At 67.1% G+C, this 23,087-nt stretch carries 33 protein-coding genes; 14 read left to right on the forward strand and 19 right to left on the reverse strand.

The genetic code is table 11. The annotated features are described in order from the left end of the window. Window positions 1–43: 43 nt before the first annotated feature. A complete protein-coding gene (locus EV645_RS21205) occupies window positions 44–412 on the reverse strand; it encodes an ArsR/SmtB family transcription factor (protein ID WP_130445711.1) in 369 nt (122 codons plus the stop codon). A 78-nt stretch (window positions 413–490) separates the two neighbouring features. Here EV645_RS21205 and EV645_RS21210 point away from each other — a divergent pair, with 78 nt between their 5' ends. Next, window positions 491–1,885, forward strand: coding sequence for an FAD-dependent oxidoreductase (locus tag EV645_RS21210; RefSeq protein WP_130445712.1), 1,395 nt, complete (start codon window positions 491–493; stop codon window positions 1,883–1,885). 71 nt (window positions 1,886–1,956) lie between these two features. On the opposite strand, the gene EV645_RS21215 is transcribed toward EV645_RS21210, so the two are convergent. Further along, window positions 1,957–2,412, reverse strand: coding sequence for a kinase (locus tag EV645_RS21215; RefSeq protein ID WP_198681762.1), 456 nt, complete (start codon window positions 2,410–2,412; stop codon window positions 1,957–1,959). A gap of 128 nt (window positions 2,413–2,540) precedes the next feature. Further along, the gene (locus EV645_RS21220) at window positions 2,541–2,888 is read right to left on the reverse strand and encodes a VOC family protein (RefSeq protein ID WP_157997121.1); all 348 of its coding nucleotides are present in this window, start codon (window positions 2,886–2,888) and stop codon (window positions 2,541–2,543) included. A gap of 145 nt (window positions 2,889–3,033) precedes the next feature. On the opposite strand from EV645_RS21220, the gene EV645_RS21225 reads away from it, so the two are divergent. After that, on the forward strand, window positions 3,034–3,498 hold the full coding sequence (locus tag EV645_RS21225) for a DUF4395 domain-containing protein (RefSeq protein WP_130445714.1): 465 nt from the start codon (window positions 3,034–3,036) through the stop codon (window positions 3,496–3,498). A gap of 76 nt (window positions 3,499–3,574) precedes the next feature. Here EV645_RS21225 and EV645_RS21230 read toward each other — a convergent pair whose 3' ends face one another. From EV645_RS21230 to smpB, 4 genes are all read right to left on the reverse strand, one after another. Continuing rightward, window positions 3,575–4,201, reverse strand: coding sequence for a DNA-3-methyladenine glycosylase (locus EV645_RS21230; protein WP_198681763.1), 627 nt, complete (start codon window positions 4,199–4,201; stop codon window positions 3,575–3,577). Next, window positions 4,137–4,526: a hypothetical protein gene (locus EV645_RS21235; RefSeq protein ID WP_130445716.1), complete on the reverse strand. Its 390-nt coding sequence runs from the start codon at window positions 4,524–4,526 to the stop codon at window positions 4,137–4,139. The genes EV645_RS21230 and EV645_RS21235 overlap by 65 nt, the downstream gene beginning before the upstream one ends. Beyond that, entirely contained in the window at window positions 4,523–5,104 is a 582-nt protein-coding gene (locus EV645_RS21240) for a helix-turn-helix domain-containing protein (RefSeq protein ID WP_130445717.1), read from the reverse strand. The genes EV645_RS21235 and EV645_RS21240 overlap by 4 nt, the downstream gene beginning before the upstream one ends. 275 nt (window positions 5,105–5,379) lie before the next feature. Further along, window positions 5,380–5,859 carry an SsrA-binding protein SmpB gene (smpB, locus tag EV645_RS21250; protein WP_130445718.1) on the reverse strand — a complete coding sequence of 160 codons (480 nt, stop codon included), beginning with the start codon at window positions 5,857–5,859 and terminating at the stop codon, window positions 5,380–5,382. A gap of 61 nt (window positions 5,860–5,920) precedes the next feature. On the opposite strand from smpB, the gene EV645_RS43390 reads away from it, so the two are divergent. Further along, window positions 5,921–6,283, forward strand: coding sequence for a DUF7668 domain-containing protein (locus EV645_RS43390; protein WP_422386640.1), 363 nt, complete (start codon window positions 5,921–5,923; stop codon window positions 6,281–6,283). Window positions 6,284–6,332: 49 nt separating this feature from the next. Continuing rightward, window positions 6,333–6,839, forward strand: coding sequence for a DinB family protein (locus EV645_RS21255; RefSeq protein WP_130445719.1), 507 nt, complete (start codon window positions 6,333–6,335; stop codon window positions 6,837–6,839). 4 nt (window positions 6,840–6,843) lie between these two features. Here EV645_RS21255 and EV645_RS21260 read toward each other — a convergent pair whose 3' ends face one another. The 3 genes from EV645_RS21260 to EV645_RS21270 form a co-directional block, all read right to left on the reverse strand. After that, the gene (locus EV645_RS21260) at window positions 6,844–8,058 is read right to left on the reverse strand and encodes an RNA polymerase sigma factor (RefSeq protein WP_130445720.1); all 1,215 of its coding nucleotides are present in this window, start codon (window positions 8,056–8,058) and stop codon (window positions 6,844–6,846) included. Continuing rightward, on the reverse strand, window positions 8,058–8,480 hold the full coding sequence (locus EV645_RS21265; RefSeq protein WP_130445721.1) for a YciI family protein: 423 nt from the start codon (window positions 8,478–8,480) through the stop codon (window positions 8,058–8,060). The genes EV645_RS21260 and EV645_RS21265 overlap by 1 nt, the downstream gene beginning before the upstream one ends. A 138-nt stretch (window positions 8,481–8,618) precedes the next feature. After that, window positions 8,619–9,647 carry a hypothetical protein gene (locus tag EV645_RS21270; RefSeq protein WP_130445722.1) on the reverse strand — a complete coding sequence of 343 codons (1,029 nt, stop codon included), beginning with the start codon at window positions 9,645–9,647 and terminating at the stop codon, window positions 8,619–8,621. Window positions 9,648–9,716: 69 nt separating this feature from the next. On the opposite strand from EV645_RS21270, the gene EV645_RS21275 reads away from it, so the two are divergent. The 3 genes from EV645_RS21275 to EV645_RS21280 all read left to right on the forward strand — a co-directional run bounded on the left by EV645_RS21275 (window position 9,717) and on the right by EV645_RS21280 (window position 11,980). After that, window positions 9,717–10,472: an SAM-dependent methyltransferase gene (locus EV645_RS21275; protein WP_130445723.1), complete on the forward strand. Its 756-nt coding sequence runs from the start codon at window positions 9,717–9,719 to the stop codon at window positions 10,470–10,472. Window positions 10,473–10,568: 96 nt separating this feature from the next. Then, window positions 10,569–10,703 (forward strand): hypothetical protein, encoded by a 135-nt coding sequence (locus EV645_RS43205; protein WP_277877070.1) that lies wholly within the window; start codon window positions 10,569–10,571, stop codon window positions 10,701–10,703. A gap of 29 nt (window positions 10,704–10,732) precedes the next feature. After that, window positions 10,733–11,980 carry a DUF6652 family protein gene (locus EV645_RS21280; RefSeq protein ID WP_130445724.1) on the forward strand — a complete coding sequence of 416 codons (1,248 nt, stop codon included), beginning with the start codon at window positions 10,733–10,735 and terminating at the stop codon, window positions 11,978–11,980. 459 nt (window positions 11,981–12,439) lie between these two features. Here EV645_RS21280 and EV645_RS21285 read toward each other — a convergent pair whose 3' ends face one another. The 3 genes from EV645_RS21285 to EV645_RS21295 all read right to left on the reverse strand — a co-directional run bounded on the left by EV645_RS21285 (window position 12,440) and on the right by EV645_RS21295 (window position 14,574). Then, entirely contained in the window at window positions 12,440–13,405 is a 966-nt protein-coding gene (locus tag EV645_RS21285; RefSeq protein WP_130445725.1) for a threonine ammonia-lyase, read from the reverse strand. Between the two features lie 31 nt (window positions 13,406–13,436). After that, entirely contained in the window at window positions 13,437–14,156 is a 720-nt protein-coding gene (locus EV645_RS21290) for a nucleotidyltransferase domain-containing protein (RefSeq protein WP_157997123.1), read from the reverse strand. Window positions 14,157–14,229: 73 nt separating this feature from the next. Beyond that, window positions 14,230–14,574 carry a ClpX C4-type zinc finger protein gene (locus EV645_RS21295; RefSeq protein WP_130445727.1) on the reverse strand — a complete coding sequence of 115 codons (345 nt, stop codon included), beginning with the start codon at window positions 14,572–14,574 and terminating at the stop codon, window positions 14,230–14,232. Between the two features lie 92 nt (window positions 14,575–14,666). Between EV645_RS21295 and EV645_RS21300 the strand changes: the two genes are divergently transcribed. Both EV645_RS21300 and EV645_RS21305 read left to right on the forward strand, forming a co-directional pair. Beyond that, window positions 14,667–15,098, forward strand: coding sequence for a hypothetical protein (locus tag EV645_RS21300; RefSeq protein WP_130445728.1), 432 nt, complete (start codon window positions 14,667–14,669; stop codon window positions 15,096–15,098). Between the two features lie 11 nt (window positions 15,099–15,109). Further along, window positions 15,110–15,607 carry a hypothetical protein gene (locus EV645_RS21305; RefSeq protein ID WP_130445729.1) on the forward strand — a complete coding sequence of 166 codons (498 nt, stop codon included), beginning with the start codon at window positions 15,110–15,112 and terminating at the stop codon, window positions 15,605–15,607. Here EV645_RS21305 and EV645_RS21310 read toward each other — a convergent pair. Beyond that, window positions 15,604–15,984, reverse strand: a complete 381-nt coding sequence (locus EV645_RS21310) for a VOC family protein (protein WP_130445730.1) — start codon at window positions 15,982–15,984, stop codon at window positions 15,604–15,606. The two genes, EV645_RS21305 and EV645_RS21310, sit on opposite strands and share 4 nt — an antisense overlap. 53 nt (window positions 15,985–16,037) lie before the next feature. Between EV645_RS21310 and EV645_RS21315 the strand changes: the two genes are divergently transcribed. Beyond that, window positions 16,038–16,412: a hypothetical protein gene (locus EV645_RS21315; RefSeq protein WP_130445731.1), complete on the forward strand. Its 375-nt coding sequence runs from the start codon at window positions 16,038–16,040 to the stop codon at window positions 16,410–16,412. Between the two features lie 94 nt (window positions 16,413–16,506). Here EV645_RS21315 and EV645_RS21320 read toward each other — a convergent pair whose 3' ends face one another. Further along, complete coding sequence (locus EV645_RS21320; protein WP_130445732.1) at window positions 16,507–17,442, reverse strand: phosphotransferase; 936 nt, start codon at window positions 17,440–17,442, stop codon at window positions 16,507–16,509. 18 nt (window positions 17,443–17,460) lie between these two features. On the opposite strand from EV645_RS21320, the gene EV645_RS21325 reads away from it, so the two are divergent. Both EV645_RS21325 and EV645_RS21330 read left to right on the forward strand, forming a co-directional pair. Beyond that, window positions 17,461–18,303, forward strand: coding sequence for a DUF72 domain-containing protein (locus tag EV645_RS21325; RefSeq protein WP_130445733.1), 843 nt, complete (start codon window positions 17,461–17,463; stop codon window positions 18,301–18,303). Between the two features lie 19 nt (window positions 18,304–18,322). After that, the gene (locus EV645_RS21330; protein WP_130445734.1) at window positions 18,323–18,781 is read left to right on the forward strand and encodes a hypothetical protein; all 459 of its coding nucleotides are present in this window, start codon (window positions 18,323–18,325) and stop codon (window positions 18,779–18,781) included. A gap of 18 nt (window positions 18,782–18,799) precedes the next feature. Here the strand turns inward: EV645_RS21330 and EV645_RS21335 are convergent, their stop codons facing one another. The 3 genes from EV645_RS21335 to EV645_RS21345 all read right to left on the reverse strand — a co-directional run bounded on the left by EV645_RS21335 (window position 18,800) and on the right by EV645_RS21345 (window position 21,024). Then, window positions 18,800–19,300: a methylated-DNA--[protein]-cysteine S-methyltransferase gene (locus EV645_RS21335; protein ID WP_130445735.1), complete on the reverse strand. Its 501-nt coding sequence runs from the start codon at window positions 19,298–19,300 to the stop codon at window positions 18,800–18,802. Between the two features lie 37 nt (window positions 19,301–19,337). Then, on the reverse strand, window positions 19,338–20,168 hold the full coding sequence (locus tag EV645_RS21340; RefSeq protein ID WP_130445736.1) for a carbon-nitrogen hydrolase family protein: 831 nt from the start codon (window positions 20,166–20,168) through the stop codon (window positions 19,338–19,340). A 376-nt stretch (window positions 20,169–20,544) separates the two neighbouring features. After that, window positions 20,545–21,024: a cupin domain-containing protein gene (locus EV645_RS21345; RefSeq protein ID WP_130445737.1), complete on the reverse strand. Its 480-nt coding sequence runs from the start codon at window positions 21,022–21,024 to the stop codon at window positions 20,545–20,547. An 83-nt stretch (window positions 21,025–21,107) separates the two neighbouring features. Here EV645_RS21345 and EV645_RS21350 point away from each other — a divergent pair, with 83 nt between their 5' ends. Beyond that, window positions 21,108–21,554: a MarR family winged helix-turn-helix transcriptional regulator gene (locus tag EV645_RS21350; protein ID WP_130445738.1), complete on the forward strand. Its 447-nt coding sequence runs from the start codon at window positions 21,108–21,110 to the stop codon at window positions 21,552–21,554. A 79-nt stretch (window positions 21,555–21,633) separates the two neighbouring features. Here the strand turns inward: EV645_RS21350 and EV645_RS21355 are convergent, their stop codons facing one another. After that, window positions 21,634–21,972 (reverse strand): hypothetical protein, encoded by a 339-nt coding sequence (locus EV645_RS21355; protein WP_198681765.1) that lies wholly within the window; start codon window positions 21,970–21,972, stop codon window positions 21,634–21,636. Between the two features lie 91 nt (window positions 21,973–22,063). Here EV645_RS21355 and fgd point away from each other — a divergent pair, with 91 nt between their 5' ends. After that, window positions 22,064–23,068 carry a glucose-6-phosphate dehydrogenase (coenzyme-F420) gene (gene fgd / locus EV645_RS21360; RefSeq protein ID WP_130445740.1) on the forward strand — a complete coding sequence of 335 codons (1,005 nt, stop codon included), beginning with the start codon at window positions 22,064–22,066 and terminating at the stop codon, window positions 23,066–23,068. Window positions 23,069–23,087 lie beyond the last annotated feature (19 nt).

Genomic DNA, 23,087 nt, shown 5'->3' on the forward strand with positions numbered 1-23,087 from the left:
TAGGAGTCAAACGTCAGCGACCGCACGCCAGGCGAGCCCCGGGTCAGTGCGTCGAAGCGGCTTCCGGTACGGCGAGAAGGCCGGCGATCCACCGCAGCTTCTCGGGCACGGGCCAGTAGTAGACCCACGTGCCGCGCCGCTCGCAGTCGACCAAACCGGCCTCCCGGAGCACCTTGAGGTGATGCGAGATGGTCGGTCCGCTGACGTCGAACTGGGGCGTCAGATCACAGACGCAGACCTCGTCACTCGCGGAAGTGATGATCGAGAAAAGCCGGAGCCGGATCGGATCGGCGAGCGCCTTGAACACCGCTGCGCCCTCGGCGGCTCCCGCCGCGTCGAGAGCTGTGTCGGAGATCGGCGCGCAGCAGCCTGCGCCCGCGACGGGCGTCAACGCGATCTCTTGTTTCGACATGGGTCTATCTTGACTCTTATCGAATCAAGAGGCAAGCTGCTGTTGTTTCGATGATCTTCTAGATAGGGAGTTGGGATCGTGAGCGAGCAGACAGGGGCGCCGGTCGTCGTCATCGGAGCGGGGCCGGTCGGTCTTGCGGCAGCCGCGCACCTCGCCGAGCGCGGCGTGGACTTCGCCGTACTGGAGTCCGGACCGAGTGTCGCGGCGGCGATCGAGGAATGGCGGCACGTGAAGCTGTTCAGCCCGTGGCGCTACGACATCGACTCCGCGGCTCGCCGCCTGCTCGAACAATCCGGCTGGATCGAACCCGACTTGGCCAAGCTCCCCACCGGCGGCGACCTCATCGACTCGTACCTCGCGCCGCTGACCAAGACGCCCGAGCTGAACGACCGCATCCGCTACGACGCCCAAGTGGTTGCCGTGACGCGGGTTGGGTTCGACCGCATCCGTACCACCGGTCGCGATGCGGCGCCGTTCCTGATCCGGCTCGCTGACGGGAGCGAGTTGCTGGCGTCAGCCGTGATTGACGCGGCCGGCACCTGGCGGAAGCCGAACGTGCTCGGCGGGTCTGGTATCCCGGCCCGCGGCGAGCTCGAGGCTGAAGGCATTGCACACGCCCTGCCCGACGTCCTCGGCGTCGACCGGGACCGCTTCGCGGGTCGTCGTACCGCCGTCGTCGGCGCCGGTCACTCGGCCGCGACCACGCTGCTCGACCTCGGTCAGCTCGCCGACGAGGTACCGGGCACCGAGATTGTCTGGGTGGTGCGGGGGACCGACCAGGCGCGCACGTACGGCGGCGGCGAGGCCGACGAACTGCCCGCCCGCGGCGCGCTGGGGTCCCGGCTCAAAAAGCTGGTGCAGTCCGGCCATGTCGAGCTGGTCAGCTCGTTCCGGATCGAGGCAATCGGGCGCACCGGCGGCAGGGTGCAACTCACGTCCGGGGAGCGTGAGGTGGTGGCCGACACCGTGATCAACTCGACAGGCTTCCGTCCGGACCACGACATGGTCTCCGAACTGCGCCTGGACCTGGACCCGATCCTGGGTTCAACCCGCGCGCTGGCACCGCTGATCGACCCCAACAAACACTCCTGCGGCACGGTCCCGCCGCACGGCGTCGACGAGCTCGCACACCCAGAGCCCGGGTACTACGCAATCGGCGCCAAGTCCTACGGCCGCGCCCCGACGTTCCTCCTCGCGACCGGCTACGAACAGGCCCGCTCGGTCGTCGCCGCCCTGGCCGGAGACTGGGAGGCCGCGCGAGACGTCCAGCTCGACCTCCCAGAGACCGGCGTTTGCTCATCCAACCTCGCCTACGGCGGTACGGCTGACGAGGCCGGCGGTTGCTGCGGACCCGCTCCCCGGGCGGTCGAGGTCTCCGCTCCTGCCGGTCGCGGATTAGCCACCGGTATCAGCGGCGGCCTGCTGACCGTCATCGAGGACGAAACCACCAAGTCGTCAGGCTGCTGCGGCTGATGCCTCCGGCAACCTCCGCGACCGTGCGCACATTCACCGGTCGCGGAGGCAGCCGTGGTGACTGGCCCTCCCTAGGAGTCCGACGGCCAGCAGTCTTTGAGGATGCGTGCAACCGTGGCGTCCAGGCTGTCGTCTGCTGTGATGACGCTTTCGTCGAGGTCCGCGATCGGTTGGAGTCCGCGGTACCACTGGCGCATCTCGGCTTCACCGAAGGCCGTCGCGACTGGCTTTGTCGCGTGCCTGCGGACGGTTTCCTCGAAGGACAGATCGTAGATGTAGCTGCGAGACACGCCGCGATGATCTGCAACCAGGCGTGGCAGGGCCTGTGAGTACCACTTCGCGTTCAGAATCCCCTCGATGATCACATCGAGACCTCGCTCCAGCAGGTACCTCCCAGCAACGTCGATGAGCCCGATCGGGTGGCCTGCTGCGTCGTCGCCAGTTCCCAGGACGTCGCGCCTGATGAGGTCCTGTCCGAGGATGGCAACCGTGCCAACTGGGCGCGCGGCACGGATGGCGGCGGCCACCACCGACTTCCCCGACCCGCTGTTGCCTCGCAACGTGATCAGCCGTGTCGAACTCGAACCAACGGCTTCATTCCCCACCCCAGCACTCCCTCCCTGCCCGGATGATGCCTGCAGATGCGGCGACCAGCTCATCCGTTGCGCACGAAGCCCAGCTCGTTGCCGTCAGGGTCCGCGATCGTGAACTTCCGCGTTCCGTAGGGAGTGTCGAACAGCGGCTCGACGATGACGACTTGGTCTTTGACCTTGTTCCACAAGGTGTCCGGGTCGTCAACGGTGAAATTGAACCGCCCGCCCCGACCCTCGGCCTCCATCACTGCGAACGTCGCACCGGACTGCGTCACGAAGTGCGCGTAGTTCGGTGCATCCGGCGGCCAGTAAGCCTCCACCTCGAAGTCGAGGATCGTCGTGTACCAGTCGACGGCAGCATTAAGGTCAGTCACGTTCGCGCGGACATGCTCTAGCTTCGTCCCAGCCATGCCCAGAGCCTGCCACAGATTGTCCCGACCAACTTTGTGCCCGCCGAGTCTGCTCAACCGCTCGGCTAGCGTCTCGTTTCGCCCGCGTGGGCTGGGTACGCTGACTTGGATCGGGCTAGCTGGCATCTCAGTTTCGGAGAACCGCATGGGTAGCAGCGGTATTGGCGCGTGCCCGTTGCGCGGGCAGGTCGATCCGCGGCTGTTGCGGTTCAGCGCCGGGGCCACAGCGATGGTGCTCGCCGTCGTACTGCTGATCGTTGATCATGCTCGACCCGTGGGGCTCGGCCTGCTTGCCTCCCAGGTCGCCTTGTTCGGGTTCACTGCGTTCGTGAGTTTTCAGTGGTCGTTGTGGGCGCAGATCTTCGCCCGTGTCATCTGGCCGCGGATCGGAGCGCCGGCCAGGTTGGAGGACGCTCGGCCGCCGAGATTCGCCCAGTTCGTCGGGTTCGTGTTCACCGCTCTGGCGCTGATTACCTTTGTGGTCGGCGTCGAGGTCGCCGGCTACGGCCTCACCGCTCTCGCCTTCGTCGTGGCAGCCCTCAACGCGTTCACCGGGCTGTGCTTGGGCTGCAAGGCCTACCAGCTGATCCGCCGACCAAAACCAGCCTGAGCCTGGCCCACCGCGAACCTCCCGCAGCCACCTTGGCGAGGTGGGACTAGGGCGAGGCCCCCGACAAGCTTGGCGGCTACCCGGAACGCTTGGGCGTGAGGTGGTACCTGAGTGGGGCATCGTGGCCGTCGTGTTGTGTGCTGATGCCGACGCGGGTGGTGGTGTGGATGTCGGCTGGGTTGATCGGGATGCCCCAGTCCTCGAGGAAGAGTTCGTCGGCAGTGAGGTCCGCGCCGTACAGGTCTGTGGTGATCTGGAATGACTTGCAGAGCTTGCCCGGTGAGTTGGTCAGGTTGGTGACTGCGCGCGGCTTGTCCCACTGGGCGGTCATCAGGTCGATGCCTTCGACGGGCACGACGCCGCGGATGAACACCACGTCGGGTACATCAGCCTGATTCACAACGGCGGCGAACTGATGCCACATCCCGTAGACCAGATAGACGTACGCGACGCCGCCTGCCTCCCACATCACTGTGGTTCGCGGCGTCCTCTTGTTCCCGTGGTGAACGTCGTCCACGAAGGCCGGATACGACTCGACGTCCCGGATCACGCCCGCGACGCGACCACCCGCCGTACGCCGTACCAAGACCTTGCCGAGAAACTCGGTCGCACAGTCGATCGCTGGTCGCAGATAGAAGTCACCGCGGACCCGCGTGGCTGACGCGGGCCGGACCATCCGCGTTGTGTCGGGCTCCGACGGCATGCGGGCCATGATCGCGCACCACTCCTCCACTAGCTTTGCTCGTGAGATGGGCCGCGGTCCGGGCTGCCTGTGGCTCGAGGTCTAGCCCGATCCACAGGTATCTGGCCTGTCGATCGGGAGTGATGGTTGGCGAGCTGCCTCCGTCGCGGGTGATGGCGTCGATGTCCTCCGTTCGGCGCGGATTGTCGTTCGAGGTGACCGCGATCGCAGCCCCGCCGACGACAAAGACCGATGCGGAGGTCCCGCGCTTCTTCAGCCGCTTGTCGAGCTCGGCGAGGAGGTCGACGATCTCCGCGGCACTGAATTCGCTGCGCTCGTCACTCATGCAGTCACCAGGTCGCGTTCAGGGACGAAGACGTTCAGCCGCGACAGGTACTCCGGTGTTTGCTCGATGACCTCGTCGCGCTCCAGGAACGGATGCTCGGGGATCCAGGGGTCCAGGAGCGCCTCGACATTGGTCCACTCAGGCAGCTCCTCGCCTGCTGCCTCGAATTCGTGAGCAGCGAGGGCAGCGAGGAGTGTGTCGAAGCCTGCATGGCCAGTTGGGCCCGGTGCTGCCTCCCAGGCAGCTTCAGAGCCGTCTTGGCGATGCAGTAATAGGCGCAGGTGGTCACGGCCCTGGAGCATCATCCGCCATGCCCAGTCCTCGTCGCTCGCCTCGCGGATAGCCGTGGCTGTGGCTGGGGCAGTCATGATCCGATGCGCGCGTGCCTCATGAAGCGCATGAGCAATCCGTCCAGCCCGCACAACGAACTGCGCTGTCGGCTTGGTCCGGCCGGAACGGTAGGTGGACAAGCGGGAAGCAGATGTGCGGAGTGCATGGGCGAACGCGGCCTGAGACAGCCCGCTCTCGGCGAGCGCGCAGTTGAGCAGTTCGCTGACCGCTTGACTGTCTTTGTCCATACTCTCAGCCCCCTTATCCAATCAGATAATAGCAAGCTGGCGCTGAAGACCAGTCCGTACTCCAGCGCTCGGGGATCGCGGGGGCCTCGCGTTCGAGTTCGTCGCGTGGGCGGGGACGCCGAGGTACGTGTTCACCTCGGGCGAGGCGAGGAGCTCGATGAACGCCGTACGGTCGCGCGCCTCGGACTCTCGTAGTACGAGCCGTTCGGTCTTGATCGGCGCCGGCGGCCAGGCCACGGGTCCCAGGTCATCCATCAGCGCACGCTAACAAGGGATCAGTCCGAGCGGCCCTTCAGGCGGCGGTTGACCGCGCGCTCGACCTCGCGGGTCGCCTCGCGTTCGGCGAGTGCGTTCCGTTTGTCCCAGGTTTTCTTGCCGCGGGCAAGGGCGATCTCGACCTTCGCGCGGCCGTCCTTGAAGTACAGGAGCACCGGGACGATCGTCAGGCCGCTCTCGTTGACCCTGCGCTCGATCTTGTCGATCTGGGCACGGTGCAGCAGGAGCTTCCGCTTGCGGCGAGAGCCGCCGTTGAACCAGCGGGACTGCGAGTACTGCGGGATGTGTACGCCGTGCAGCCAGATCTCGCGGTTCTCGACCTGGGCGAACCCGCCGACCAGCGACGCCCGCCCGGCCCGGAGCGCCTTCACCTCCGGCCCCTCCAGCACGATCCCCGCCTCCCAGGACTCGCCCAGCTGATAGTCATGCGCAGCCTTCCGGTTGCGCGCAACCACGGGCTCGGCCTCAGGCTTCTTCACCCATCGATTGTCCCCCGGCCGCACTACCCTTTTTCAGATGGCCGCGGAAGTGACGCCTCTAATGGACGAAGTCCAGACCCCCGTACCCCACGTTTGGCGAGACACCCTTGGGGCGATCGTTGACTCCCTGATTCGAGGAGACGCCCGCATCGGCGAGGGCCTCGAGAGTGTTGATCCGATCTCCGAAGATGTGTCGAACCAATGCCGTGAGACTGTCGCGGACTATGGATCGGCCACGCTGATCCGGCTCCCTGAGGCCACTTGGGCCACCTCAGTCGCGATGTGGCAAGGCGACCGCTGGGACTGTCTCGTCGACCTATGGACTGCTGAGCAAGGTCGCAGCGACCTCGTTCTGGAGGTCGCGGTCTCCGAAGATGATGGGACGGCGTTCCGATTCCGCCCCTATCTCGTTTACGTCCCATAGCCGCAGAACTCGGTGGCAGTGAGGTCAACTCGCACGTAATCTCGCCGGCATGTCGACATGGACCACGCCCGAGCGGCCCGAACCACCGATCAACCCGGTCGACGAGCGGTCCGCTCTTGATGACCGCCTCGACTACCAGCGCACGACGCTGCTGCAGAAGTGCGGCGGGCTGACGCCTGAGCAGCTCGCGATGCGATCGGTGCCGCCCTCGACGCTGTCGTTGCTCGGGCTCGTTCGGCATCTGTCCGGCGTCGAGGCCTGGTTCCACGAGTACGACGATCAGCCGGACCACCTGTACTTCTGGGACTACGTGCCCGGCGCGAGGAACAGCGGTGACATCGTCGACGTCACGCGGGCCGCGGACGACCTGGCCAGCTATCAGGCGAGTGTCGCCCGCTCGCGTACGGCGGTGGCGGGGCTCAGCCTCGACGCGGTCAGCCCCGGCGAGGACTACACGCTGCGGTGGATCTACCTGCACATGATCGAGGAGTACGCACGCCACAACGGCCACGCGGATTTCCTCCGTGAGCGCATCGACGGCGCCACGGGCGAATAGCTTGTCAGTCCAGCGCCGCCGCTTTGTCCAGCAGTACTGAGCGTTCGCGTTCGTTGGTGCAGAGTCGGGCTGCCAGCTCGAGCTCGGCGCGGGCTTCGGGGAGGCGGCCGAGGCGGGTGAGGAGTTCGCCGCGTACGGTCGGGACCAGATGCGAGCCGGGGAGCCGGTCCGAGGCGACGAGCTCGTCGACCATGACCAGGGCTTCTGCCGGACCGGAGGCCATGGCGACCGCTACGGCCTGGTTGAGCTCGACGATCGGCGAGGGCGCGACGCGGCCGAGGGCCTCGTAGAGCACCACGATCCGGTCCCAATCGGTTGCTTCGACGGTCGGGGCAGACGCATGTACGGCGGCGATCGCGGCCTGCAAGCCGTACGGGCCGAGGCCGCGCACCGACGCCTTGGCCAGCGACGCCAGACCGCGCTGGATCGCCGAGAAGTCCCATCGCTGCCGGTCCTGGTCCTCCAGCAGGATCGGCGAACCATCCGGGCCGGTACGCGCCGGGAAGCGCGCGGCAGTCAGCTCGCACAGCGCGAGTAGGCCGTGCACCTCCGGCTCGTCCGGCAGCAGTGCGGCCAGTGTGCGGGTCAGGCGGATCGCCTCGTACGCGACGTCCCGGCGTACCAGCAGGTCACCCGACGTGGCTGTCGATCCCTCGGTGAAGATCACGTAGATGACGCTGAGTACGCCGCCCAGCCGCTCCCGGCGCTCATCGGCCGGCGGCAGCTCGAACGGTACGCCGGCTACCGCGATCGTCTTCTTCGCGCGGGTGATGCGGGCCTGCACGGTCGGTACGGGTACCAGGAACGCGCGGGCGATCTGCTCCGACGACAGGCCGGCGACCACACGCAGGGTCAGCGCCACCCGGGCCTCGGGCGAGAGCACCGGGTGGCAGCTGATGAACATCAGGGCCAGGATGTCGTCGTCGATCCGGTCCGGGTCGATGTCCTCGTCGACGACCGGGTCGGCTGCCAGCATCGCGTACCGGTCCTTCAGCGCAGTACGGCGGCGAATCGCGTCGATCGCCCTGCGCCGCGCCGTGGCCATCAGCCAGCCGGCCGGACTGTCCGGCGGGGTACGCGGCCACGACATCAGCGCTTCGGCCACCGCCTCCTGCGCGGCGTCCTCCGCCAACGCGAAATCCCCGGTGAACCGGGTCAGCGCGGCAACGATCCGCGCCGACTCGATCCGCCAGACCGCCTCGACATCCGCCGCATCCATCAGACCCGGCCGGCCCCAGCTTCCGCGGACTCCGCGCCGGCCTCGGTGGAATCCTCGTGGCCCGGCGGCCGCTCGTCCTCGCCGGCAACCCGCCGTACCTCGATCTTGGATCCGGCGACCGACGGCAGCCGCTTGGCCCACTCGACCGCCTCCTGCTTCGACGCGACGTCGAGCATGAAATAGCCCCCGAACAGCTCCTTCGTCTCGCCGTACGGCCCGTCCGTCACCACCGGCGCCTCCCCGCTGAAGTCGATGACGACACTCTCGGCCGCGTCATCCAGCCCCTCGGCCGCGATGAACACCCCGGCCTTCATCAACTCCTCGATGAACTGGTACGTCGAAGCCGCCAACTCCTCGAACCCGGCCATCACCGCCGCATTCGACTCGTCAGTACCCCGCATGATCAGCATGTACTTCGCCATCACACTCTCCTAGTCCCACGAACCGCCACCCGGCCCGCACTACCCCCAGGTCGAACAACCAACCCCAAGATCGACAACCCCCCAAAAGAATCTTCTCGCCGCGAATCCTCGTCGGTGGAGTTGCCGTGGATCAACCATTCAGTCGGTGGCGAGTGCGGCGATTGCGGTGAGGTAGTTGTGGGGGATTTCGGCGCGGGATCGGAGTTCGACGGGGTCGGCGTGGGGGAGTAGGCGGTGCCAGGAGGCGAGGCGGTGGACGTTGGTGAGGGCCTGGGTGGCGGCGAGGTCGGTGCGGAGTACGTGGGGGTCGGCGTCCAGGTGGTCTCGCCAAACGGTGAGGTAGGTGGTGTGCAGTTCGTCGCGGTCTCGGTGGGACAGAGGGGCTTGGGTCCAGTCTGTGACCGCGTCGAGGAAGCCGTGTAGGGAGACGAACGGGTGGGCTCGGAGGGCGTTGCCGAAGTCGAAGAAGCGGGAGCGGAGTACGCCGGTGGAGCGGCCGGCGAAGATGTTCGCCGGGTAGATGTCGTTGAGTTCCAGGTCGAGCGGGACGGTGTCGCTGAGGGACGCGGTTCGTCGGTCGAGTACGTCGGCGGCGCGCGCGGCTCGTTTCAGCAGCTCCGGATCGAACTGGAGCGGCGACCATTCCTCCGCCACGGCACGCACGCGGTCACCGGCGGCGCGGGGTGCGAGCTCGACCATCCCGTCGTACTCCGTCAGGTCGACGCGGCCGAGGATCTTGCATTGGAGGCGGGCCAGCGCGCGGACGACGATGCAACGGACCCGCTGATCAGCAACATCGGCATGCGTCAGCGTCGTACCTTGATCGTCCGTCAGCAGCCAACGGCGTTCGCGATCGACGGCGAGCGGCACGATGACGTCGTACGGCGCGAGTCGGGCCAACGCGGCGACCAGTGCGGGCTCGAATCGGTGGCCGGGGTTGTTCTCCTTGAGCCACACCAGACCCTCGACGGTCGGATAGCAGCGCACGACCGACCAGAAGCGAGCGCGGTAGGTGACGGGTACGCCGCTGATCCGGCGACCAAGCTCGACGAGCCGATGGCCGACCCAAGCGTCGGCGACCTGCGTCCACTCGGGTGAAGTCCAGCGGCGGACCCATTGGCCCTCGGCATCGGGGCCGAGCGGTCGGGCGGGCGGCGGATCCTGCATCCACGGCACGCTACCGGCCGGCGAATAACCGGTTGCCTCGGGTGCGGGGGCCTCGGAGACTCGCGTGGCATGGATGATGCCGAGCTTGACGTGTTGCTGAGGAACGGGCGTTACCCGCGGGCTGCGGCGTACTCGGGGCGGTGGATGGTTGAGGGTGGGATGGGGCCTAATCCTGTGTGGCAGGCGGAGGCGTTGAGCGAGGTGATGGGGCTTGAGCCGGGGATGCGAGTGCTTGATATGGGGTGTGGGACCGCGCTCAGCTCGATCTTTCTGGCTAAGGAGTACGGCGTTGAGGTGTGGGCGACCGACCTGTGGATCAAGCCCGACGAGAACCTGCGCCGCGTCGCCGAGGCTCAGCTCGAGGGCCAGGTTCACCCGATCCACGCCGAAGCCCACGCTCTGCCTTTCGCTGAGGACTTCTTCGACGCGCTCGTCAGCATCGGTGCGTATCACTACTTCGGCACCGACGACCTGTACCTCGGCTACTACTCACGCTTCGTGAAGCGCGGCGGTCAGATCGGCGTCAGCCAGCCAGGACTCGTCGCGGAGTACGAGACGCTTCCCCCACCGCACCTCGCGCCGTACTGGAAATGGGACTTCTGCGCCTGGCACAGCCCGACGTGGTGGCGGCGCCACTGGGAGAAGACCGGCCTGGTCACCGTCGACGTCGCCGACCAACTCCCCGGAGGCTGGCAGGACTGGCTGCAATGGAACCAAGCCTGCGACCAAGACGCCGGCACCCCAGGCCGCGAGGAAGCCCAAATGCTCCGCACCGACGCCGGCCAATCCCTCGGCCTCACCCGATTAGTTGCCCGCCGCAACTGATTAACCACATGCCGGTAGAGCGCTCCACGACACAATGGAGAGCTTCGAGCCGCCGTCAGCTGTCACCTGGAACGTGATCGCGGCCAGTACGACCTGTTGATCCGCGGCCACGAGACCGGCGAGCAGCCGTGGGCACGCCTGTACGACGAGGGTCACGCCGACTACTGGGGTCCGGCCGCGGCGTACATCGCCGAGCATCACGACGAATGGATCGCAGCGCTGGTCAACTGATGACCTGCTCAACCGCGAGGATGCTGGGCATGGGGAGCATCACGGGGCCGGCCAAGGCGCTCGGCGCGGCGTTCGTTCTGGGAGCGGTTCTGGTCGCCATCGTTGCCTCGGGCATCGGACTCGAGCAACCGTTCAGGATCGACGACTCAGGTGATCTGACCGTCGTGTACGCCGTCCTCGGCGCCTGGTTCCTGATCTACGTCGTACTGGCGATCGTCGTCGCTGCGGACGCCGCGCGCCTGACGCGACGCGGTGATCTCGCCGCCGCCCAGGACTCGGCGAACTTCGTGAAGCTCATCGCCGTCCCGTACTTCCTGTTCAACTTCGTCGCACTGACAGAAGTAGTCGCGATCGTCGGCGTCAACGATCGGGACCGGCTCGGTCTCGACGGGTTCCTCGTGGCGGTGCTCTTCGTCATCCTGACGTACGTCGTGTTGCTGCCGACGTCGGCGTACGGCGTGGCCTGTCTGGTCATGTTGAAGCGGAGCGATCAGATCGGGCGGATCTTCTTCGGCCTCAACCTGGTGCTGCAGTTCCTGTTCGTCGTCGATGTCCCGAGCACGATCGCGGTGGTCGAGGTCGCCCGGGACCGCTTGGGCGCCACGCGCCGGCCGGGAACGCTCTCGAAGAACCTGCTGGCCGGCGTCCTCATCGTGGGCTCGTCGGCCGCCCTCCTGTGGCTTGCCTTTGTCGCGATTTTCTGGCTGATGGATCCGCCCGGGCCGTTCGTCCGCGATGCGATCTATGTGCTGACGATCGCGTCGCCGGTGGAGTTCGTCCTGCTCGTGCTTGTGCCGGTCGTGCCGCTGGTCACGTTCCGGACCGCCGTCCGCCTCTTCCTGACGGACGACCTCGACGCACTGCAGCGATCGGCCAGCATCGTCAAGTTCGCCCTGATCCCGCTGTTCGTCCAGAACTTCGCCCTCTGCGCGATCGCCGTACTCGCGACCACGTTCCTCCCGATCGTCGCCACCCACGGAACGCTGATCTTGCTGGGCCCCGGCGCGCTGGTGTTCCTCGGCGCCTTCGGCGCGACCGGTCTGGTCTGGGCCGTCATCACGACGTACCTGATGATGCTGCCGACCTCGATCTACGGCCTGGCAATGCTCGCCCTATTGATGCGCCACCGAGCCATCACCTCACGCTTCTGCGCGATCCACACCCTCCTGCACCTGATCTTCGTAGGCGACATCATCAGCACCCTCGTAGTCAGCCACCGCGCCCGCCACCTGATGACAGCCGGCCCGCCTGCCGCGCTGTCGGAGTACGTGAGCTGAGGGTCTAGCGGGCTCGTGCCGAGCGCCGTCCGAGCAGCCGCCGCTCCAGGACAAGCCTGTACGACCGATCGCGTCGTACAGCGTCTCAGCTCCTTCGTTGGTGAACGCACTCGTGGGTACGTCGTCCGAGCCGAACAACTCGCCTACCGGAATCCACCGTTCCGCGATCCGGAACTCGGGCCAGGCGAGGATCACGCGATTCGGCACAAGCCACGGCGTACAGGAGAACCGCGGGTACCAGAACCGCCAGCGCATAAACCGGCCGCACCCGCGCCCCGATCGCCGAGTGCGCCTGCCTCAGCCAATTCCGCTCGGCAGCCTGGCCGAGCGTTCCTGCCAGCCCCGCGACGACGGGCGACTGCCAATCCAGCACGTCCGTCGGTGCCGTCGACCCGCCGACGTACGACGCGCGCCCACCGGCATCACCGTGCCGACGCGGCATAAGCAAGGACGACGTCATCAGTGCACACCGATCCAGCCGTGGTAGGCGGGTAGGTCGACGTTGCTGCCGCAGATGATGGTGAGGATGTTGCGGTCGGCGAAGCGGGTGGGGTTTTCGAGGATGGCGGCGATGCCTAGGGCGGCGGAGGGTTCGACGATGAGGCCGGCCTGGTTGTAGAGCAGGCGCATGCCGGTGATGATCGATTGCTCTTGGACGAGTACGGCGTCATCGGCGATCAGGAGGAGGTCGTCGAGGACTTCCGGGATCGGGAAGCGGCCGGCAACTCCGTCGGCGATCGTGTTGGTTGAATCGGTGGTGACGACACGGCGTTGGTGCCACGAGCGGGTCAGCGCCGGCGCGCCGTGCGGTTGCACGCAGATCACGTCGATGTCGGGCGCCAACTCCTTCACCACGTGACCGACGCCAGTGGCCATCGCCCCGCCCCCAAGCGCGATCAGCACGGTGTCGAACGTCGGCGTACCGTCCATCAGCTCGAGGCCGATCGTCGCCGCACCCTCGCAGGTCTCGAGGTCGAGGCTGTCTTCGAGCAGACGAATCCCTTCGTACTGCGCGATGGCCGCCGCCCGCTCACGGGCCAGCTCGTGGTCGCCGTCGACGAGCTCCAACTCGGCGCCTAGCGCACGGATCCGATCGAGCTTCGCCTTGGTCGCGAACCGCGAAGCCACAACCGTGACGTCAAGCCCGCGACGCCGACCGGACCAAGCGAGCGCCTGCCCGAGATTGCCCGCGCTCGCGCAAACGACCGCTCGCGCACCCGCCTCAGCCAACTGACTCGCAACCAACTCAGTACCGCGACCTTTGAAACTGCGTACGGGGTTCGCCGTCTCGAGCTTGATGCTGACCCCACACCCAAGCTCCGGCTCCAACGCCTCACACCTGTACTGCGGCGTATCCAGAAACACCGGATCAATAACCCCACGAGCCGCCCGAATCCGGCCCGTATCAAGCCGACTCTCTCCCACAACCCAAGACCCTAACGGCTTGCGGCCTGCACTAGAGCAGAGTCTCGAGGAGGTCGAGGTAGGCGTGGGCGGCGGCGAGGCTTTCCCGGTGGGCCATGGGGTCGAACTGGGTGAGGAGCTGGCGGAGGGCGGCGAGGTGGTCCGGCCAGCCTGCGGACCCGCCGAGGAACTCGATCGTGCGGGGTGCGTCGGGTGAGTCGCGGGCGAGTTGCTTGGCTGCGATGGGGATGAGCGCTAGGCGCATTGCTTCGTGTTCGTCAGGGGTCTTCGGGGTGGCTGGCTCGTGGTCGCCGCGGTGCTCAGAAAGGGATCCGGTGATGCCGTGTCGGTCGAAGATCACGGCGCTGTCGGGTGGCCAGGTTGCTAGCGAGACCGGGTGGACATACCAGTCGACCCAGAGTGGGAGGCCGTCCACGACGTACTGCGCGCTGACTGCTCGGGTGCCGATCGGGCCGTTGTGCCGGGCATCGATCTCGAACGCTCGGCGGCCTGGTCCGCTAGGGAGGCGATGAGGTACTGCGTAGTCGTCGAGGTGCTCGTCCTTCACGACGAGCAATAGGTCGACGTCGCTCCAATCATCGGCACGCCCTGCGCCCAGCGAACCAACCAGCGCCGCGCCGTCGACGCCTGGATCGTCTTGGAGGGCGGTGGTCGCCGCACTCAGCCATCGGTCACGGATGTGCGCCAGGCGAGGTGCGGCCGGTCCGCGTGCCCACGCGGCACCTCGGGCCCGGTCGTCGCCGCGGCTCATCTGGAGGTCCTGCCTGCCGCGTCCGGCAACCATTCGCGGAGGTCGACTTCGGCGAGGAGATTTATTGGCACGGTTATTCCTCGCCGGAGAAGCGTTCCCAGGCTGATTGGCGGCTGATTCCTAGTGCTTCGCCGATTCGCGCCCAGGTGACGGATCGGGAGCGGAGCCGCAGTACTCGATCTTGGACGGCTGCTTCGACCTGACTGTGTGACGAGTTGATCCGGGCCACGTCGGCGAGCAGTTCGTCGTCGCTCTTGCCGTCCAAGGGCGGGAACTTCGGCACGGGTTTCCCGCTGAGCAGGTGATCGCACAGTCCGACGCACTCGTTGCAGATGAACACCCCAGGTCCGGCGATGAGATGTTCGACCTCGTCCTTGACCTTGCTGCAGAACGAGCAACGCATCAGGTTGTCTGACATGACGCCTCCCGAGTTGTCAGGACTACCCTGACAGCGCTTGTCAGGCTAAGCCTGACAAGCGCGACCGGTCAAGGGTCGGGGAGAATCCGTGCATGGCGACGTACGTGAGGTACCAGAGTCCCGTGCCCGATCGACGCGGGCGGCGGATCGGGATCTTCGGCCTGGTGAACATGCTGGGGAATCGCGGGTGGCTGACTGCGGAGGAGGAGCAATTCCGGCGTACGACGAATGCGTGGTACGACGCGACGTACGTGAATCCGTCGAGCGTTGATCCGGCGATTTATGAGGACAATCCGTACGCCGCCGCGTGGTTCATTCCGACTGCCGAGCATTTGCTGGAGCCGATTCCCGGATATCTCAAGATCCTTGCCGCGCACAACCTTCCGTGCGAGCGGTATACCTCCACGTCCCCGGGCCGCGTCATCTACGAGGACCCGCACCAGGTGGTCGTCGTACCGCACGAGCCCGAGGACCTCGCCAAGGCGAGCACGTTCATGTGGCTCCCGCCCCGCAGAGCCCTGTAGTAATACGTCCTATGGCTAATGACTGGGAAGCCTCGGACTTACCGCGCGGGATTGTGGCGTTGCTGGACGAGCCGTGGGCGTTGGGCGAGCTCGCCGAGCGGCTGGAGGTGACGGACGCGCGCGTCCTCTGGTACCTCGGGAAGCTCCGCGACACAGGCCGGGTCGTGGAGGACGCCGGCGTTTGGCGGCGTACTGCGGCTGGGACGGAGCTCGTCGCGAGCCCCGCGCCGGAGAAGAACGGGCGGACCGAGCTGCCTGGGCCGAGTGCACAGGACTACGTCCAGGCGTACGCCGATGCGGCGGCGGGCATGTTCGGGACGGGGTTCGTGCAGGACATGGGCGAGCACGCCGGGCGGGTGCCGGGTGAGCGGGTCGCGGAGTTCCACGAGCGGTTGTTGAGTCTGATCGGCGAGTACTTCGCCCCGGACACGGTCGACCGATCCGCGACCCCGAAGTACGGCTTCCGTTGGGTGCTGACGCCGGTAGACCTCCACCCTCTGGACGACTAGCTCGGCACCCAGCACAAACAGAACGGGTGGCCCGCCGGATCGGCGTACACCTGAACACCGCGCGCGGCGGCGGGGTCGTCGGCGGGTTTGAGGAGCCGGGCGCCGAGGGCGATGGCTCGCTGGTGGGCGGCGGTGTGCGCGTCGACGCCCTCGAAGTACAGGTCGAGGTGGATCTGCTGCGGCGCACCGTCGGGCCACTCCGGCGGCACATGGTCAGGCGCGAGCTGGACACCCAGCGCCCACCCGCCATCGGCCCAGATCGCGCGCCAGCGATCGCCCCACTTCTCGACGGTGCCGTCGAGGAAGCCGGCCCAGAACGCGCTTTCGGCTTCGATGTCGGCGGCGTCGAAGACGATCATCCGGTGCTTGATGTCCATACACGCCAGTCTGACGGCTCGAGTGGCCAGGTGGATCACTTACGGTGAGATACATGGCGTTTGCTGCGAAGGGGAGCAAGGGGGAGTCGTTCCTTGCGGTGGTGGTTGGTGGTGGGGCCGCGTTCGGATTGATCGTGGTGACGTCGCGGGCCTGGAAGGCGTGTCAGGTCGACGTGACCGGCAGCGTGCCGAACGGGCTGACGTTGCTGTTCCTCGGGGTGCCGCTCGCATTGATCGTCAACCTGGTGCTGTTCACCATCGTCTTCCGGTACGCCGGGAAGGCGTTTCTGTTCTCGCTGATCGCCGCCGCCATCGCGATCGCGATCGCCGACCTCGCCCTGTTCTCGTGGCAAGGCACCCCGGCCGGCTCGCCCGGCACCTGCCCGGGAAACGTCCCACCGTGGTGGCCGACCTGGATTCCCACCTGATCGCGGATCGCCACGCCATCACAATCGGCCCCCATCGCCGGGGCCAGGCGTGAGCGCGCGCGATCGTGGCGATTGTGATGGCCTGGGGATCCGGTCACACCATCCGGAGTAGCGCGGCGGCGCGCTCGGGGTCGCCGATGTGGGCGGTCGCCGGGAAGAGGCGGCCCCAGGAGCTGGCGCGGGTGAGGTGGCTGAGGCGGCGGGCGAGCGTGGCTGCTCGGCGGAGGGCGGGGCGCGGGTGTTCCGCCGTCCACGGCTCCAGGTACGCGTCCTCGAGCCGCGGTACGACGTCCGGGCCGAGCTGCTCGGCGGCGCGGTCGATCGCGACGAGGAGGCTGCAGAACGGATGCGCGACGTTCGCGTCACCCCAGTCGAAGAACGTGTACCGGCCAGGCCCCGCAACGAGGATCTGACCGTCGTGCAGATCGGCGTGGTCGAGCGTCGCAGCGATCCCGAAGCCGTCCAGCTCCGCGCACCACTCCACCAACCGAGGCCGGAACGCGAGCAACCGCTCACGATCCTCCACACCAAGCGTCCGGTTGCCGGCCACCGTCTCGTCGAAGAGCCGCACCAGATCCCGGGCATCAGGTACGCCGAGACGCACCAGCTCATCGACCCGCGGTACGAGCGCCCGCTGCAGGTCGGCGTACTGCACGAGGACCTGCTCCCAGTGCCGCACGTCCAAGGTCTGCGCGCGGAGGAGCGCCCCGCCGTCCGGAAGGAGCGACCACCCGCGGGCGGTGTCGACGGCGTACGGCGTGAGCACGTGCTCGGGCGCCCAACCCGACAACGCCTCGGCGAGTGCCGGCTCGAACGCGCTGCCGGGCGAGGTCGCCTTGAACCAGATCGGACGCTCAGCGCAGACCCGGATGATCACCGACCACGGCCGAAGCCGCACCCGCCGCTCGCCTGTCTCGCTGACACCGAGCGCCTTGAGCTCCCGATCGAGCCAATCGAGGGCCGCGGAGCGCCAGGACGGATCCTCCCAGGGCGTCTGTGCATCCGGGTACGCCCCACGGTCGAGTTGCATAAGGTCAATAATCGGGGGATGACGCGCTGGCCGGACACCCAATTTCGGGTCGGCATCTCCGGATGGCGCTACCCGCCGTGGCGCAAGGTCTACTACCCCGACGGACTTCCGCAGCGCGCGGAGCTCGAGTTCGCGTCCAACCGGCTGAACTCGATCGAGCTCAACGGCTCGTTCTACGCCCTCCAGCGGCCGTCGTCGTACCAGCGCTGGCACGACGAGACTCCCGGCGGCTTCATCTTCTCGGTCAAAGGCCCGCGCTTCGTCACGCACCTGAAGCGGCTGGCCGACGTGGGTGCGCCGTTGGCCAACTTCTTCGCTTCCGGAGTGCTTGCACTCGGCAACAAGCTCGGTCCGGTGCTCTGGCAACTACCACCGAACTTCCAGTACGACGCCGAGCGATGCGCGAGCTTCTTCGCACAGTTGCCGCGGTCGACGTCTGCTGCGGCGGAGGTTGCCAAGGGCCACGATGAGCGGATGAAGGATCGCGCGCTGCTCGAATGCACGGTCGACATCCCGATCCGGTACGCGATCGAAGTACGCCACAACAGCTTCAAGACAAAGGAGTTCGTCGACTTGGCACGGGAGCACGACATTGCAGTGGTGTGTGCGGACACGGCCGGCAAGTGGCCGATGTTCGAGGACGTGACGGCGGACTTCGCCTACGTCCGGTTGCACGGAGCCGACGAGCTCTACGTCAGCGGGTACGACGTCAAGTCGCTCGCCCGCTGGGCGCGGAAGATCCGCTCGTGGAAGTGCGACACCTACGTGTACTTCGACAACGACGTGAAGGTGCACGCGCCGTACGATGCCGAGCGGCTGGCGGGCCGGCTCGGGATCAGTTCGGCCGCTACCGAAGTATGACGGGCTTACCGTCGGCGGCATGACTGAGAACCCTGGAGAGCTCGTCGAGCAAGCGGTGGAGCGGTCGCTGAAGCTGGTCGTCACCTGGCCGGCGTGGGACGGCGAGCCGCTGACCTCCGACGACGGGCGGACCTACACGCCGCACAAGGCGGTCCGCCGGATCGCCGACCACATAATTGATCACCTCGCCGAGGTCGAGGCGCTGCTGGCCGGCGTACCGACGCAGCCCGACGAATGGCACGCGAGCGCGCTCACGTCCGCCGCCGACCTCGCGCCGTTCTCCGAAGAGGACGTCCGCGAGGCCGAGCAGCGGCTGCGCCGCCTCGGGCGGACCTTCGTACTGCGGTACGCCGCCGTCGACCCGGCCGAATGGGACAAGGACCGCAGCCCGAACTGGACCCTCCGCCAGATCGCCGAACACCTGACGGAACTCGACTGGTACGCCGACCAGGTCGGCAACCTGTCACAACCGAACTAGTCACAACTGAACTAGTTACTAGAACAGCCGAGCGCCGACCGGCTGCTCCAGGTCGAGCAGGAACTGCTTCCGCTTCAGCCCGCCGGTGTACCCGGTGAGCGAGCCGTTCTTCCCGATCACCCGGTGACACGGGATCACGATCGACAACGGGTTCTGCCCGACCGCCTTACCGACGGCCTGCGCCGCGTGGGCCGGTTCCCCTAGCCGCGCGGCGATCTCGCCGTACGTCGTGGTCTCGCCGTACGGGATCTCCTCGAGCACCGTCCACACCCGGCGCTGGAACTCATCCCCCTGCAACCGGGTCGGGAAGGCGAAGGAGACCCGCGAGCCCGCGAAGTACGACTCCAACTGCTCGACGACCGCGGCGATGAACGGGTCGGTGGCTTCGACCCGTTCACCCAGCGTCTCCGCGGTCGGCTTGACCCAGTGATGCGGGAAGTAGACCCCGACCAGTACGTCGCCGTCGGCGACCAACGTGAGATCACCGATCCGGGTGCTGACAATCGCGTGCCTGTTCATACAGGTAGAACGCACCAGCACCCGGAGCTGTGAGGGCCTACGACCCGATCCGCTCCCGCGTCCGCTGCCGGAACGTCCGGCCGACCTGCGACCACTCGGACGGCTGCAGATCGGTCACCGCGATCGACGGCCGGCCGTCCTCAGGCGCCTGTGCCAACCACTCACCCTTCGGGCTGGTCACGCCGGCTACCAGACCGGTCTCCGGGTTCGCGGTGACGGCCAGACTGATCCAGCAGGTGTTGTTCGCGGCTGTGCCTCGCGCCTGCACGCCGATGTGCTCGTTACGCCCGCTGGTGCTGGCGTAGGAGACCAGGACGGTGTCGGCGCCGAGCCGGTCGTACTCGGTGAACAGCTCCGGGAACAACACGTCGAGCCCGAGCGCGAGGCCGAAGCGGAGCCCGTCCACATCGAACGTCACCGCCTCCGCTCCCGGCGTGTACATCCAGGTGACCTTCGTGGTCGACAGCGCACGCTCGTCGTACCGTGCGACCACCTGTCCTTTGTCCGAAACGACGTACATGCTGTTGTGCGGACGTTCGCCGGGCAGTTGGTGGACCGACGGGATCACGGTCCAGATTCCGAGCTGCTGAGCGAGCTTGGTGATCTGGTCGAGCTCGTCCTGGAGCACCGGCCAGTCGGCCTTGGTCCAGTCCGAGGGACCGATCTCGTCCGGGCCCAGCGACGACATCACGCGCTTGCTCGGGAAGCAGATCGCGCCCTCGCAGAAGTGAACAAGGCGGGCGCCGGCAGCGGCGGCCTCTCGCATCAGCCTGCGGACCTCGGCGCCGCTCTCCCGGAGCAGCTGGGAGTTGGTCGGATCTTCGTGCACCGTCGACTGGGCGACGGCGATACGGAACGGTTCCGGCATGTCTTCTCCTGTTGGAGTCGGACGGAAGTGCCGGAGGGCAGACGTGTAGGACTCGCCGGTTTTCGCGGCGCGGGCTCGGACCCGTTGCTTGAAGTTCCTGTGCGCTGTCATCTGGCCTTCCACGCACTCGCACGCGATCCCCCAGCGATCCCGTCGAGGCGGATGACCAGGACGAGCGGCCCGAGACAGGAAGTCCCTTTGCCTTCTCATGTGTGACCGCGCTGGGGCCGGTCGACGAAGGTGAGGCGCGGGCCGCGCCGGACCCATATCTTGTCCGAACCGCCGCGACGGAGTCAATCAGCCTCGCCGCCCGGGCAGCGCGACAGAGCAAATAGGCGTGCGGGCTAGTTCGCTCGAGCGGTGAGCACCCGGTCGCTCACCGACCACGCCGGTCGGTCCATTCGGGGCTTTCCACGAAGTGGACGTCGTACTCCGTGTGGATCCTGGCGATGTCCGCGTCGGACAGTTCTCCGGCCAGCACTCGGGGCAGCAGCCGGAAGTACGGGAATCGGTCGATGGCGGGCGCGATCGTGACGAACAGGTCCGCGCTCGCGCCCGGCGCCGCGCCGAATGCGTGGCTGACACCGGGCGCCACGACCACGTAGTCGCCCCGTCCGAAGACGTGGACGGTGTCGTCGACCAGCATCTCGAGCTTCCCATCGAGGACGTAGAACGCCTCGCTGGAGAGGTGATGGACGTGCGGCAGTGCCCCGGCCGTCCCGGGGGCCAGCCGGAGGCGGTTGGCGCCGAGCGCTCCGCCGGTGTGCGCCCCGTCAGCCAGGAGCCAGAGCGACGGATTCTCGACGGTTTCCGCATCGCGGGCGCGCTGGATCCAACTCGTGAGTTGCGTGGTCAAGGCACGATCCCCTCAATTCTGGTTGAAGCCTTCAATCAAAGTACTAGCGATAGTTGACGGCGTCAACTGCTACTGTTCCGGTTGTGACCGACTGGCTTGACGCCGACCAGCAGCGGGACTGGCGCGCCTTCATCGAGGGCTCGATCCGCCTGATCGACCTGCTCGACGCGCGCCTCCGCGAACGGCACGAGCTGACGCTGGCTGAGTACGAGATCCTCGTCCGGTTGTCCGAGGCGCCTGGACGGTCGATGCGTATGGCTGAACTGGCGGACCTCGCGTACTACTCGCGTAGCCGGTTGTCGCACCGGATCCGGAGGCTCGAGGATCGCCACCTCGTGCGCCGCACGACGGCGACCGATGATGGGCGCGGCGTGGTGGCCACATTGACCGACACCGGATTCGCACTACTGGAGCGCGCCGCGCCCGACAATCTGCGGTCCGTCCGGGAGCACTTCGTCGACATTGTCGAGACGGCCGATTTACAGGCGATCGGACGGGCCATGCGCGCCGTCACCGACTCCCTCCCCTGACCGAGGTGGCGACGACGTCGCCCTCGACCTGGTGAGGACGGAACTCTCGGACGCAATAACCTTCCGCTCCAGGCAGTTTTCAGCGGCGCAAGTGGTCGCCGGCTGCGTCCATGGCTACCCCGACCAGTTCCGGGCTGAGGTCGACGACCGTGTTGCCGTCGGCGTCGAGCTTGCCGGATTCGGTGATCGACAGGCCGATCAGTGCCAGCGCTCCGGCTCGATGTCGTTGGAGACGCGCGGCCGGGTCCTCGTGCCGCGGCAGCACCCGGCCGTCGTCCAGCTCGCCGGCATCGTCTTGCCAGGCGGCGACGGCACGTTCCGCAAGGGCGGCCGGCACGGTGACCCGGATCGAGGGCAGTCCGGCCGTGCGGAACGTCGTACCGATCAGGCCCAGCACTCGGGCGTCGTCCGTATACACGCGAAGGATGGTAGCGACCTGCGGCGGCATAAAGTCGGACCTGGGCGCGGTTGTCCTCCGGAGTACGCGCAGACGACGTTTGGAGCAGAGGGTGAGCATTCGAGTCGGGTACAAGGCTTCGGCGGAGCAGTTCGGGCCGCGGGAGCTGGTGGAGTACTCCGTCCGGGCCGAGGAGCTCGGGCTCGACAGTGTGACCGTTTCCGACCATTTCCTGCCGTGGCGGCACGAGGGCGGGCACGCGCCGTTCGCGCTCGCCTGGATGGCGGCGGTCGGTGAGCGGACCAACCGGGTGCAGATCGGTACGTCGGTGCTCACGCCGACCTTCCGGTACAACCCGGCCGTGATCGCGCAGGCGTTCGCGACTCTCGGCGTGCTGTACCCCGGGCGTGTCATGCTCGGCGTCGGCAGCGGCGAGGCGCTGAACGAGATCGCCGTGTCGGGGATGGAGTGGCCCGAGTTCAAGGAGCGCTTCGCGCGCCTGCGTGAGTCGGTGCAGCTGATCCGCGACCTGTGGACCAAGGACGGCGTCAGCTCCGAGGGGCCGTACTACAAGACCGTCGACGCGTTCATCTACGACCGCCCCGAGACGCCGATCAAGGTGTACGTCGCTGCCGGCGGGCCACTGGTTGCGAAGTACGCCGGGCGCGCGGGTGACGGGTTCATCGCGACGTCCGGCAAGGGGATGGAGCTGTACACCGACAAGCTGATGCCCGCCGTACGCGAGGGCGCCGAGAAGGCCGGGAAGAAGTTCGAGGACATCGACCGGATGCTCGAGGTGAAGATCTCGTACGACCGGGACGCCGATCAGGCGCTGGAGAACACGCGATTCTGGGCGCCGCTGTCGCTCACGCCGGAGCAGAAGCACAGCGTCACCAGCGCGACCGAGATGGAGCGGCTGGCCGACGAGCTGCCCATCGAGCAGGTCGCGAAGCGGTGGATCGTGGCGTCCGATCCGGAGGAGGTCGTGAAGCAGTTCCAGCCGTACCTCGACGCCGGCTTCAACCACTTCGTAGTCCACGGTCCCGGGAACGACCAGGAGCGGTTCCTGACCCAATTCACCGAAGACGTTCTGCCGTTGCTGCGCAAACTGTCTTGAGCTGAGGAGTCAGGCGGTC

This window comes from Kribbella rubisoli (assembly GCF_004217145.1).
Lineage (GTDB): Bacteria > Actinomycetota > Actinomycetes > Propionibacteriales > Kribbellaceae > Kribbella > Kribbella rubisoli.